Genomic DNA, 11,894 nt, shown 5'->3' on the forward strand with positions numbered 1-11,894 from the left:
GCGCCCGCGATGACGGAGCGGGACACCCGAACCGCTACCGTCTTTGCGAGCGGAGCGAAGCAATCCAGGGACGCGCTACCTGCGAAAACGTCCCGCCGCCCTGGGTCGCTTCGCCATGCTCGCGATGACGGAGCGGGGCACCCGAACCGCCATCGTCTTTGCGAGCGGAGCGAAGCAATCCAGGGACGCGCCCCGACACGACCCGCAACGCCGAGCCGCCGCCCATCGTTCGCGATGGAAGCGGGGCTACCTGCCCCGGTCCCGCCCCCGCTCCGCCCGAAGCTCGCGTTCGGCAATCAGCCAGAACTCGATCTCCAGGCCCTCCGGCCGGTGGTTGCGCTCCCACAATTCGTAGGCGCGCTCCCGGATCTGGTCGAAGGTGATCACGTCCCGGTCGCGGGACTCACCGCCTGTGGTCTGTTCCGACGCCATCGCGACCTACCGGGCCGGGCTCATGCACCGCGCCATCGGCCGCCCCTCAGGATCCCGGCCGGTGGAGATAGGCGGTGATGCTGGTCACCCGGGTGCCGACCATGCTGACGGCCTTGCGCAGCCGCGCCTCGGTCACCCCGAAATGCTGGGCCCAGACCAGCCGGCTGGTGCGGTCGAAGATGGCGATGTGGTTCTTGCCTTCGGTCCCCGTGGACATGGTCTGCGACCCCGATCAGAAGTGGCGCCCGGCCGTGCCGGGCCCTTCATCACTCAACCGGAGGCCGCACATTAGGTTTCACGGCCGCGGACGGAACCGGCGCCCCTGTCACCCCCAGCGGAACGGCGGGTCGCGGAACGGCAGGGGGGCGGGCGGAGGGCGCTCCTCGACCTCCTCGCAGACGAGGAGCGAGCCCTCGGGGACGGGCGGGGCTTCGACCCCGCGCCACCGGCCGTAGGACCAGGGCCGGTACCACACCGCCCCCTCGGGCAGCCGGCTGGGCACGAGATCGATGCCGTGGGTGCCGAACGGCCCGCACCGGCAGACCCGGGCGAAGCCCATCCAGCCCCCCGGCCAGACGCCGTAGGTGGCGACGGCCTGGTCCATGTAGGCGGAGCAGCTCGGCCAGTGCCGGCACTGCCGGCCGACGACGGAGGAGAGGCTGAGCTGGTAGGTGCGGATGGCCAGCCGCACGGCCCTGCGCGGGATGCTCACGCCGCGGCGCGCCGTTTGGCCTCGATCTGATCGAGGGCATCCACCACCGCGTCGAAGGTCAGGAGCGTCGAGGCGTGGCGCGCCTTGAAGTCCCGCACCGGCTCCAGCACGGCGAAGTCCGCGAAGGGACCGCTTGGGGGCGGCGCGCCCTCCTTGAGCATGGCCCGCATCGCCCCGCGCAGGGCGCGCAGGGCGTCCGCCGAGGTGCCGACCACGTGCCGGCCCATCAGCGAGGACGAGGCCTGCCCGAGGGCGCAGGCTTTGACATCCTGCGCGAAATCAGTCACGCGCCCGTCCTCGCCGAGGATCAGGTCCACGGTGACGGTGGAGCCGCACAGGCGGGAATGGGCGGTGGCGCTGGCGTCGGGCGCGGGGAGACGGCCGAGACGCGGGATGTCGGCCGCGAGTTCGAGGATCCTGCGGTTGTAGATTTCGTCGAGCATTAAAGCCTCGGTTGGGCAAGCATAACGGCGGATGGGCCGCCTGCGCAGCCGGCGTCGGATTGCGCGTTTGCCCGCGACACACGATATAGGTGTTTCGCCGTCGCTTCGCGAGGAGGCGGCGGATCGACCGAGGTCGCGCCCAAGGCCGAGGTCGGGCTCCATGGCCCATCGACATCCGGGGCACCGGCCCGCGCACCCGACGCGGGCGCGGGCCCTACACGAGAGCCCGAGCCTGACCGACATGTATGCCAAGCCCGACAGTACCACCATGAAGACCCGTGTGGCGCGGGCCGGAGATGCCATGGATGCCGCACTCAAATCCCTTTCGTACCGCGTCGATGGCCAGACCTTGAACGGCATGCGCAATGACAATCGGCCGTTCCGTGACGGCACCGGACCCGTGGCCGAGGTCGCCCCGGAGCCGGATTCCGCGACCCGCGTGCCGGAGGGCATCGCCACCGGCCGCCCGAGCCGCGAGGAGGCCGAGGCCGCCGTGCGCACCCTGTTGCGCTGGGCCGGGGACGACCCGACCCGCGAGGGGCTGATCGAGACGCCGGCCCGGGTGGCCAAGGCCTACGAGCAGATTTTCGCCGGCTACCGCATCGAGGCGGATTCGCTCCTGGAGCGGGTCTTCGAGGAGGTGGAGGGCTACTCGGACATCGTGCTCGTGCGCGACATCCCGTTCCACTCCCATTGCGAGCACCACATGGTGCCGTTCATGGGGCTGGCGCACATCGCCTACTACCCGTCCAAGGGCGTGGTGGGCCTGTCGAAGCTCGCCCGGGTGGTCGATGCCTTCGCCAAGCGGCTCCAGACCCAGGAGACGATGACGGCGCAGATCGCCGACGTCATCGAGAGCATCCTCAAGCCCCGGGGCGTGGCGGTGATGCTGGAGGCCGAGCACCTGTGCATGGCCATGCGCGGCGTGCAGAAGGCCGGCGTCTCGACCCTGACGACCCAGTTCCGCGGCGTGTTCAAGGACGCGCCGGACGAGCAGATCCGCTTCCTGACCCTCGTCCGCGGCGGAGCCAAGTAAGCCCCCCCGGCTTGCACCCTCGCCATGTCCGAGACCGATCCCTCCCCCCTCCGGTCCTCCGGGTCCGGCATCGCCTTCCCCGAGCCCGGCAGCGCCGCCGAGGTTGAGGAGGGCACCGTCTTCACGCCCCGCTTCGACCGCGACGGGCTCATCACCTGCATCGCCGTGGATGCCGGCGACGGGCGCGTGCTCATGCTCGCCCACATGAACGCACAATCGCTGGCCCGAACCCTCGAGACCGGCGAGGCGTGGTACTGGTCGCGCTCGCGCCGCCAGCTCTGGCGCAAGGGCGCCACCAGCGGCCAGACCCAGCGCGTCGTGGAGATGCGGACCGATTGTGACCAGGACGCCCTGTTGATCACCGTCGAGGTGGGCGGCGACGGCGGCTGCTGCCACACGGGCCGCCGGGCCTGCTTCTACCGCACCGTCGCCCTCGACGCCGCGACCGGGCAGGTGCGGCTGCGACCGGCCGGGGAATGAACCGCGTTCCGGAGCCCCGCGAGGTTCCCCACCGCCCGTTTCCCTCTCCCCCGCGGGGGGAGGCGGCGCGGATGCGTGCGGCCGAGACGGCCCGCCGGGCCGCCGGCCGCACCGAGCCCGAATTCCCGCCCGGCGCGGTGGAGCCGGTGCGCCCGGCCGAGGCCGGGCCGCGCCTGGGCCTCGCCCTCGGCGGCGGCTCGGCCCGGGGCTGGGCGCATATCGGCGTGATCCGCGCCCTGGAGGAGGCGGGCCTCGCCCCCACGGTGGTGGCGGGCTGCTCCATCGGCGCCGTGGTGGGAGCCTGCTACGCCGCGGGGCGGCTCGACCGGCTGGAGGGCTTCGCCCGCTCCCTGACCCGGGGGCGCGTCGTGCGCCTCGTGGACCCGCGCCTGCCGGGCTCGGGGCTCATCGCCGGCAACCGGCTGCGGCGGCGCCTGCTCACCGATCTCGGCGACCGCCGGATCGAAGGCCTCCGGATCGGGTTCGGCTGCGTCGCCACGGAGTTCGGCACCGGCACGGAGGTCGCCCTCACCGAGGGGCCCCTGGTCGAGGCGGTGCGGGCCTCCTACGCCATCCCCGGCCTGTTCCCGCCGGTGGATATCGACGGCCGGTTCCTGATGGACGGCACCCTGGTCAACCCGGTGCCGGTGGCCCTCGCCCGCTCCCTCGGGGCGGACGTCGTGGTCTGCGTGAACCTCAACGGCGACACCGGCGGGCCGGTGGTCCGCGAGGTGACGGCCCCGGCCCCACGCCGGGGGATCCTCGATGCCGTCCGGGGGCGCCTGCCCGGCCTCGCCCGCACGCCGCCGGAGGCCCCCCTGCCGGGCATCGCCCGGGTGGTGCTCGACGCGTTCAACATCACCCAGAACCGCATCTCCCGCGCCCGCCTGGAGCGCGACCCGCCGGACGTGGCCATCGGCCCCGACGTGGCCGCCTTCGGCCTGTTCGACTTCCACCGGGCGGAGGACGGCATCGCGCTGGGCTACCACGCCGCCCGGACGGCCCTACCGCAGATCCGCGCCGCGCTGGAAGGCGCCGCCGCGCGGGTGTGAGCGGGAGGCCGCGAGGTCCTCCTCGTTAAAACGCCTTGGGAAAACCGTCATCCTTGAGGATCTCCTCGGCGGTGTGCTCCACCTGCGTGTTGTCGGCACGTTTTCTGGATAACTCTGGATCGTGAGGCTCGACGCGCTCTCCTCCCCCTTGTGGGGAGGAGTGGGAGGTGGGGGTGGTTCAGGAGGCACCGCCGAGCCTTCTCCGGCACCACCCCCACCCCTACCCCTCCCCACAAGGGGGAGGGGACCCGTACAGAGCCGTGGGGACACCCGATCCAAGGTATGCAGAAAACTCTTCAGGGGCGCTGAAACGCCGTTTGGTGATCGGGCCTCGCCAGATCTCGTGCGAGCCCTTTTTCCCGGCCGACGAAAACGCAGCCTGACGAGCACGGAGTGCGGCGCACACCGCGCCGCAAGCGAACGCAACGCCGCCCCAGACACGACGAAGCCGCCCAAAGGCGGCTTGTCGTTTGTCGATCGTCTGGTTGGGAAAACTGGAGCGGGCGAAGGGATTCGAACCCTCGACCCCAACCTTGGCAAGGTTGTGCTCTACCCCTGAGCTACACCCGCTCACTATGCCGAGCCACCGCAGAAGTCCGTCTCCGGAAGTCCGTGCCGGCGGCCCCCGGCGGCGCTCTCTAAACACCATTCCGGCGGGGGACGCAAGCCCGTTTCTCACCTCACCAATGCGATCCCGGCAAAAGGCCTTCCCGGAGCTCGCGCAGACGGGCCAGCGTCGCGCGGGTGGTGCCCTCCGGCAGGGAATCGGGGTGGAAGAAGCCGCTCTCGGCGATCTCCCTGTCGGGCGCCTTCGGCCGCAGCAGCGTGAAGGCCGGGGCCAGGAAGACGGCGACGTGGTCCCGGGCGGCACCCGCCGTGTGGTGGAACAGCCCGAGCAGGCGCAGCGGCGCGTCCGGGCGGATCTCCGCCTCCTCGCGGAATTCCCGCACCATGGCGTCGTGGGCCGCCTCGCCCCGCTCGACGCCGCCGCCGGGCAGGTGCCAGCCGGCGACATAGGTGTGGCGCACGAGGCACACCCGGCCCTCGCCGTCGAGGGCGATGCCCCGCACGCCGAGGGTGACGCCCCGCGTGGCGAGGGCGCCGAGGAGGAAGAGGCGCCGGAACGCCGGGCGGTCGAGGAGCATCCGGCCGGTCAGACGACGTCGAGGGCGATCTCGCCGAGACCCGCCACCGCCGCGACCATGCGCTGCCCACGCCCCACCGGGCCGACGCCGGAGGGCGTGCCGGTGAAGATGAGGTCGCCGGGCTGCAGGGCGAAATAGGTGGAGAGGTAGGCGATCTGCTCGGCCACCGACCAGATCATGTCGGCGAGGTCGCCCTTCTGGCGCACGGTGCCATCGACGGAGAGGGTGATCGCTCCCTTGGCCGGGTGCCCCACCAGGGAGACCGGATGGAGCGCGCCGACCGGGCCGGAGAAATCGGCCGCCTTGCCGAGGTCCCAGGGCCGGGCCATCGCCTTGGCCTCGTCCTGCAGGTCGCGCCGGGTCATGTCGAGGCCGATCGCGTAGCCGTAGACCTGTTCGAGGGCGGCCTCGACCGGGATGTCGGTGCCCCCGCCGCTGAGCGCGGCCACCATCTCCACCTCGAAATGATAGTTCGCGGTCTTGGGCGGGTAGGGGTGGGCGGTGGGCTCGGGGCCGACGACCTGGAGGGCGTCCGCGGGCTTCATGAAGAAGAAAGGCGGCTCGCGGTCCGGGTCCGCGCCCATCTCGCGGGCATGGGCGGCGTAGTTGCGCCCGACGCAATAGACCCGCCGCACGGGGAAGAAATCCTGGCTGCCGACGATCGACAGCGTGGTCCGGGGCGGATTCTGGATGACGGACAGCATCGGGATCCTCGGTCGTTCGCGCCCTCTCCGGCAGCCGGGCTGCCGCGGGCCAGCCCTGTTGTAAGGCATCCGCCCCGGGCCGCCATCCGCCGGGCTTGCTGCGCGGGGGAAGTGGCGCAAGATTCATGCGATGCCTCAGCCTGCTGCCTCCGATCTCCTGTCCGCCCTGCGCGGCGCCCTGGGCGAACGCCATGTCCTGACCGACCCCGACCTCGTGGCCCCGTATCTCACCGAGCGGCGCGGCCTCTACACGGGCGCGACGCCCGCCGTCCTGCGGCCCGGCTCGACGGCGGAGGTGGCGGCCGCGGTGACCCTCTGTGCCGCCGCCGGGGTGCCCTTCGTGGCGCAGGGCGGCAATACCGGGCTGACCGGCGGCGGCGTCCCGCAGGGGGCGGTCGTCATCTCCCTGGAGCGGCTGGCCGCCGTGCGGGCGCTCGATCCGGTGGGCGCCACGATCACCGTGGGGGCCGGGGCGATCCTGGCGCAGGTGCAGGAGGCGGCGGACGCGGCGGGGATGCTGTTCCCCCTCACCTACGCCTCCCGGGGCTCCGCGCGGATCGGCGGCGGCATCGCCACCAACGCGGGCGGCCTCAACGTGCTGGCCTACGGCAACGCCCGGGAGCTGGTGCTGGGCCTCGAGGTCGTGCTGCCCGACGGCCGCGTCTGGGACGGGCTGAAGGCCCTGCGGAAGGACAATGCCGGCTACGACCTGAAGCAGCTCTTCATCGGCTCCGAGGGGACGCTGGGCATCGTCACGGCCGCCGTGCTGCGCCTGTTCCCGAAGCCGCGCTCCACGGGCGTCGCCTTCGTCGGCCTCGCCTCGGCGCAGGCCGCCCTCGACCTGTTCGTCTTCCTGCGCGACAGGGCCGACCGGGACCTCACCGCCTTCGAGTACATGCCTCCCTTCGCCCTGGAGATCGCCCTGCGCCACACCGCGGGCGCGGTCCGGCCGCTGGCGCAGGAGCACGGCGCCTACGCCCTCATCGAGGTCTCGTCCTGCCGGCCGGGATCGGACATGCGCCGCGATCTCGAAACCGCCCTGGGGGAGGCGCTGGAGGCGGGGCTGATCGGCGATGCCGCCATCGCCACCGGCGCGGCGCGGGCCGAGGCCCTGTGGGGCCTGCGGGAGGCGGTGCCGGGGGCGCAGACCCGCGAGGGCGGCTCGATCAAGCACGACGTCTCAGTGCCGCTGGCCCGGCTGCCGGACTTCCTCGCGCGGGCGGAGGCCGCCTGCCTCGCCGCGATGCCCGGCCTGCGGCCCTGCGGCTTCGGGCATTTCGGCGACGGCAACATCCACTTCAATCTCAGCCAGCCCGTGGGGATGGACCGGGCGGAGTTCCTGACGCACTGGAGCCGGTTCAACCGGATCGTTCACGACATCGTGTACGAGTTCGGCGGCTCCATCGCGGCCGAGCACGGGGTGGGCCTGATCAAGCGCGACGAGCTGGCCCGCTACACCCCGCCGGTCGCCCTCGCGATGATGCGCAGCCTCAAGGCGGCCCTCGATCCGCGGGGCCTGCTCAATCCGGGAAAGGTCGTCCCGCCCGGGGACGGGCCGGCCCTGTGACAAGCCGCGACTTTTGTGCAGCGCGCCATAATTCGGCTCGCGTGAGGGGGGATGACGAGGGGGCGGCGGGCAGGCCCGCCGCAATCGAACCGAGGCGTTAACTCGCTGTTCAGGCTTCGATCCGACTTTCTAAGAGCGACGCGGCCACGACCTCGAAATTCAGGCCCGCCCCTTGCATCCCGCCACGGGTGTTTCGCAGTTGCGAGACGATCCGTCGAGCGTCACCGATCCGGAGTCCCCCCGCATGCCCTCCTCCCTGGCCCGCGTGCAGACCGCCGAGGCGAGCCGCTACCTCCAGCAGCTCTGCCGCCACTGGAGCCATAAGTTCGATGTGGAGGCCACGGCCGACCACGGCACGGTGCCGTTCGGGGCGGACCGGGTCTGCACCCTCAACGCCGAGCCCGACGCCCTTGTGATGCGCATCGAGAGCGCCGATCCGGTCAACCTCACCCGCCTGGAGAACGTGGTCTCGGACCACCTCCTGCGCTTCGCCTTCCGCGAAGGGCTCGGCGACATCCGCTGGTCGCGCGCCGTCGCCTGAGGCGGAACGGGCCTACTGCGCCACCTCGTCCAGCGCCTCGATGACGAGGTTGCCGTTCGTGTAGACGCAGATCTCCGCGGCGATGCCCATCGCCCGGCGGACGATCTCCTCCGCATCCATGGGGCCGTCCTCCAGGGCGCGGGCGGCGGCGAGGGCGTAGTTGCCCCCCGAGCCGATGGCCATTACGCCGCATTCGGGTTCCAGCACGTCGCCGGAGCCCGACAGGAGCAGGCTCACGTCCTTGTCGGCCACCAGCATCATCGCCTCCAGGCGGCGGAGGTAGCGGTCGGTCCGCCAGTCCTTCGTCAGCTCGACGCAGGCGCGGGTGAGCTGGCCGGGATACTGCTCCAGCTTGCCTTCCAGCCGCTCGAACAGGGTGAATGCGTCGGCCGTCGCGCCCGCGAAGCCGCCGATCACCGTGCCCTTGGCCAGCCGCCGCACCTTGCGGGCGTTGCCCTTCACGATGGTCTGGCCGAGGCTGACCTGCCCGTCGCCGCCGATGACGACGCGGCCGCCCTTCCTGACCATCAGGATCGTGGTGGCGTGCATGCTGGGCGGCCCGCCCCGGTCGTCGTGGCTCACGTCTCGGCTCCGGCTGTGTGATGGGCCGCAGATGGGGAGGATTTCCCCCCGCGTCCAGCGCCATTCTCGCTCACCCCGCCGGCGACGCGCGAACTTCCCGCCACCGTCGTCACTGCGGGCGCCGCGCGGCAACCCGAGGATGCGCCACCGCCGGGATCCGCTGCGCCCGCGAGGGATCACGCCCGGCGGGATGCCAGCGCCCATTCCTCGCGCACATGCCCGTCCGCCTCGCCCGCCCCGTAGCGGCGGTGCAGCTCCGCAAACGCCGCCCCGTCGAGGAGGCGCCCGCAGGCCCAGACGGCCATGCCGCGGACCAGGGGCGAGGCGTCGCCGAGGCGCTCCACCGCCGCGTCGGCGAGGCCGGGCTCGCCCGAGTTGCCTACGGCGATCATCACGTTGCGCAGGAACCGGTCGCGCCCCGTGCGCTTCACGGGGGTGCCGGCGAACAGGCGGCGGAACCCGCCATCGTCGAGGGCGGCGAGGCGGCGCAGGTCCGGGGCGGCGAGGTCGTCCCGGGCGGCGAGGCGCGTCTCCGCCGCCTGCCGGGCGAACTTGTTCCAGGGGCAGACGGCGAGGCAGTCGTCGCAGCCGAACACCCGGTTGCCCATGGCGACCCGGAACTCGGCCGGGATCGGCCCCGGGTGCTCGATGGTGAGGTACGAGATGCAGCGGCGGGCATCGAGGCGGTAGGGCGCGGGCAGCGCATCCGTGGGGCAGATGTCGAGGCAGGCCCGGCAGGAGCCGCAATGATCCTGCCCCGGCGGGTCGGGCGCGAACTCGGCGCTCGTGTAGATCGCCCCCAGCAGCAGCCAGTTGCCGGCCTCGCGGGAGATCAGCACCGTATGCTTGCCCTGCCAGCCGAGCCCCGCCGCCTCCGCCAGGGCCTTCTCCATGACGGGGGCCGTGTCGCAGAAGACCTTCACCCGGGCATCGCCCCGGGCCGACAGGAAGCCGCCGAGTTCCTTCAGCTTGCCCTTCAAGACTTCGTGATAATCCCGCCGTTGGGCGTAGGCGGCGATGGCGGCGCGGTCGCGCCGGGCGAGGACGGCCAGGGGATCCTCCTCCGGCCGGTAGCTCATGGCCAGGACGAGGATGCTGCGCACCCCCGGCCACAGGCCCACGGGCCGGGCGCGCTGGTCCGCCCGCTCCTCCATCCAGGCCATGGTGCCGTGGGCGCCCTCCGAGAGCCATTGCGCGAGGCGCTCGGGCAGGTCCGGGACGCGGTCGGGCCGGGTGATGCGCAGGCCGCAGAAGCCCAGGTGCCGCGCGCGGTCCTCGACCAGCCGGCGCAGGTCCGGGCCGTGGTGGATGCGCCGTGCGCTCAGAAATCGAGATCCGCGTAATGGGCCGCGGGCGGCATGCCGGCCACCCGGTCGGCGAGGAGGCTGCGGAAGGAGGGGCGCGACTTCACCCGCGCGTACCAGTTGCGCGCCATCTCGTCCTCCTCCCAGGGCACGTCGCCCAGGTAGTCGACGCAGGAGAGGTGGGCGGCGGCGGCCAGGTCGGCATAGGACAGGTCGTCGCCCGCGAGCCAGCGGCGGCGGGCGATGAGATAGCCGATGTATTTCAAGTGGTAACGCACGTTGGTGCGGGCGGCGCGGATGGCGTTCATGTCCGGCGGTCCGCCGCCCTGGTGTGCGGACATGAACCGCTTGGCGATCTTCTCGGCCACCAGATAGCCCGTCACCTCGCCCTCGAACTTCACGAGGAACCAGTCCAGCAGGCGGCGCACCTCCACCCGGCCGGTGGGATCCTCCGGCAGGAGGCGGCGCCCGCTGAGGCCGAGCCCGCGGGTCTCGTCGAGGTATTCCGCGATGATGCCCGCGCCGGGCACGACGGTGCCGGACTGTTCCAGCAGCACGGGCGTGGTCCCGGCCGGGTTGATGAGCAGGAACTCGTCGCGCCGGTCCCAGGCGCGCTCCTCGATCAGGGTCGGTTCGAGACCCATCTCGGCCAGGATCAGCCGGACGAAGCGGGAATTGGCGCAGAAGGGAAAGTGATAGAGGTTCGCCATCGAAGCCGCGGAGGGGACAGAACGGTCACTTGACGGTCACTTCGGCGCGGGGCTCCCTCTCGCGCCGTCCGCCCCATCGGACAGGGCTTCGGGTGAAGCGTTATTGCCCGTTTCTTGCCGCCCCCTTAACACGTGCCGCCCAACACGGTAACCGCCCGTCAACCCTGATCGGCGATGGCTCCGGGCGGACGACACAAGGGCGGCGCCTTCCGTGCGTGCGCCGGAAGGCGCGAGGCGAAGCATGGATCCGATCAGCATCGGCAAGGCGGTACTGCTCGGCTTGGTGGAAGGCGCGACGGAGTTCATCCCCGTCTCCTCCACCGGCCACCAGCTCCTGGTCGGCCACTTCATCGGCTTCCACTCGCCCAACAACACCTTCGAGGTGCTGATCCAGCTCGGCGCGATCCTGGCGATCCTGCTGGTCTATTTCCGGCGCCTGCTCGGCATCGCCACCGCCCTGCCGCACAACCCCCAGGCCCGCCGGTTCGTCCTCGGCATCCTCATCGCCTTCCTGCCCGCGGCGATCATCGGCGGCCTCTTCTCGAAGCTGATCAAGGCCTACCTGTTCAACCCCTGGATCGTCTGCGCCACCCTCGTGGCCGGCGGCCTCGTCCTCCTCGTGGTGGACGACACCGACCTCGAGGTGAAGAAGACCGACGTCTACGACTTCACCCTGCCGATGGACTTCAAGATCGGCATCTTCCAGTGCCTCGCGATGATCCCCGGCGTGTCGCGCTCGGGGGCGACCATCGTCGGCGCGATGCTGATGGGCGCCGACAAGCGGTCGGCCACGGAGTTCTCGTTCTACCTTGCCATGCCGACCATGGCCGGCGCCTTCGCCAAGGACCTGCTCGACAACTACAAGAACCTGTCGAGCAACGATGTCGGGCTGATCGCGATCGGCTTCGTCGTCTCCTTCATCTCGGCGCTGTTCGTGGTGCGGGTGCTCCTCGACTACGTGTCCCGGCACGGCTTCCGCCTGTTCGCGTGGTGGCGCATCATCGTCGGCGCGCTCGGCCTGGCGGGCCTCATCATCCTCGGCTGACCGGAAAAGCGGCCTTCCGGGGAATTGCATCGGAACGGGTTGCGTGCGACGCAGCAGCGGAACGACCGCGGCAGTTGAACCGCGGCGCATCCACGACGCTGCGACGCGCGCTCCCGCGGGCTCACCCCCCGCGTGGCGTGC

General features: G+C 71.6%; 15 protein-coding genes and 1 tRNA gene. 6 read left to right on the plus strand and 10 right to left on the minus strand.

Translation table 11 applies throughout. The annotated features are described in order from the left end of the window. Positions 1-246: 246 nt before the first annotated feature. From MKK53_RS16640 to MKK53_RS16655, 4 genes are all read right to left on the minus strand, one after another. Positions 247-432, minus strand: a complete 186-nt coding sequence (locus MKK53_RS16640; RefSeq protein WP_243929812.1) for a DUF2934 domain-containing protein — start codon at positions 430-432, stop codon at positions 247-249. 46 nt (positions 433-478) lie between these two features. After that, positions 479-649, minus strand: a complete 171-nt coding sequence (locus tag MKK53_RS16645) for a DUF3606 domain-containing protein (protein ID WP_243929813.1) — start codon at positions 647-649, stop codon at positions 479-481. Positions 650-757: 108 nt separating this feature from the next. Continuing rightward, positions 758-1,138: a membrane protein insertion efficiency factor YidD gene (yidD, locus tag MKK53_RS16650; RefSeq protein WP_243929951.1), complete on the minus strand. Its 381-nt coding sequence runs from the start codon at positions 1,136-1,138 to the stop codon at positions 758-760. Positions 1,139-1,140: 2 nt separating this feature from the next. Next, entirely contained in the window at positions 1,141-1,587 is a 447-nt protein-coding gene (locus MKK53_RS16655; RefSeq protein WP_243929814.1) for an iron-sulfur cluster assembly scaffold protein, read from the minus strand. Positions 1,588-1,828: 241 nt separating this feature from the next. On the opposite strand from MKK53_RS16655, the gene folE reads away from it, so the two are divergent. The 3 genes from folE (at position 1,829) to MKK53_RS16670 (ending at position 4,155) form a co-directional block, all read left to right on the plus strand. Beyond that, positions 1,829-2,623, plus strand: coding sequence for a GTP cyclohydrolase I FolE (gene folE, locus MKK53_RS16660; protein WP_243929952.1), 795 nt, complete (start codon positions 1,829-1,831; stop codon positions 2,621-2,623). Between the two features lie 24 nt (positions 2,624-2,647). After that, entirely contained in the window at positions 2,648-3,103 is a 456-nt protein-coding gene (gene hisI / locus MKK53_RS16665) for a phosphoribosyl-AMP cyclohydrolase (protein ID WP_243929815.1), read from the plus strand. A 71-nt stretch (positions 3,104-3,174) separates the two neighbouring features. Next, entirely contained in the window at positions 3,175-4,155 is a 981-nt protein-coding gene (locus tag MKK53_RS16670) for a patatin-like phospholipase family protein (RefSeq protein WP_243929816.1), read from the plus strand. 495 nt (positions 4,156-4,650) lie between these two features. Here the strand turns inward: MKK53_RS16670 and MKK53_RS16675 are convergent. The 3 genes from MKK53_RS16675 to MKK53_RS16685 all read right to left on the minus strand — a co-directional run bounded on the left by MKK53_RS16675 (position 4,651) and on the right by MKK53_RS16685 (position 6,004). Continuing rightward, positions 4,651-4,725 (minus strand) — tRNA-Gly (locus MKK53_RS16675). A 110-nt stretch (positions 4,726-4,835) separates the two neighbouring features. Then, on the minus strand, positions 4,836-5,300 hold the full coding sequence (locus tag MKK53_RS16680; protein ID WP_243929817.1) for an NUDIX domain-containing protein: 465 nt from the start codon (positions 5,298-5,300) through the stop codon (positions 4,836-4,838). An 8-nt stretch (positions 5,301-5,308) separates the two neighbouring features. Further along, positions 5,309-6,004: a fumarylacetoacetate hydrolase family protein gene (locus MKK53_RS16685; RefSeq protein WP_243929818.1), complete on the minus strand. Its 696-nt coding sequence runs from the start codon at positions 6,002-6,004 to the stop codon at positions 5,309-5,311. 130 nt (positions 6,005-6,134) lie between these two features. Here MKK53_RS16685 and MKK53_RS16690 point away from each other — a divergent pair, with 130 nt between their 5' ends. Beyond that, positions 6,135-7,571, plus strand: coding sequence for an FAD-binding oxidoreductase (locus MKK53_RS16690; protein ID WP_243929819.1), 1,437 nt, complete (start codon positions 6,135-6,137; stop codon positions 7,569-7,571). A 244-nt stretch (positions 7,572-7,815) separates the two neighbouring features. Continuing rightward, the gene (locus MKK53_RS16695) at positions 7,816-8,112 is read left to right on the plus strand and encodes a DUF2218 domain-containing protein (RefSeq protein WP_243929820.1); all 297 of its coding nucleotides are present in this window, start codon (positions 7,816-7,818) and stop codon (positions 8,110-8,112) included. 12 nt (positions 8,113-8,124) lie between these two features. On the opposite strand, the gene hslV is transcribed toward MKK53_RS16695, so the two are convergent. From hslV to MKK53_RS16710, 3 genes are all read right to left on the minus strand, one after another. Next, the gene (hslV, locus tag MKK53_RS16700; RefSeq protein WP_243929953.1) at positions 8,125-8,661 is read right to left on the minus strand and encodes an ATP-dependent protease subunit HslV; all 537 of its coding nucleotides are present in this window, start codon (positions 8,659-8,661) and stop codon (positions 8,125-8,127) included. 209 nt (positions 8,662-8,870) lie between these two features. Continuing rightward, entirely contained in the window at positions 8,871-9,986 is a 1,116-nt protein-coding gene (queG, locus tag MKK53_RS16705) for a tRNA epoxyqueuosine(34) reductase QueG (RefSeq protein ID WP_279599102.1), read from the minus strand. Between the two features lie 29 nt (positions 9,987-10,015). Continuing rightward, entirely contained in the window at positions 10,016-10,708 is a 693-nt protein-coding gene (locus MKK53_RS16710; RefSeq protein ID WP_243929821.1) for a glutathione S-transferase family protein, read from the minus strand. Positions 10,709-10,949: 241 nt separating this feature from the next. Here MKK53_RS16710 and MKK53_RS16715 point away from each other — a divergent pair, with 241 nt between their 5' ends. After that, complete coding sequence (locus MKK53_RS16715) at positions 10,950-11,753, plus strand: undecaprenyl-diphosphate phosphatase (RefSeq protein ID WP_243929822.1); 804 nt, start codon at positions 10,950-10,952, stop codon at positions 11,751-11,753. Positions 11,754-11,894 lie beyond the last annotated feature (141 nt).

Source organism: Methylobacterium sp. J-076, from assembly GCF_022829405.1.
Lineage (GTDB): Bacteria > Pseudomonadota > Alphaproteobacteria > Rhizobiales > Beijerinckiaceae > Methylobacterium.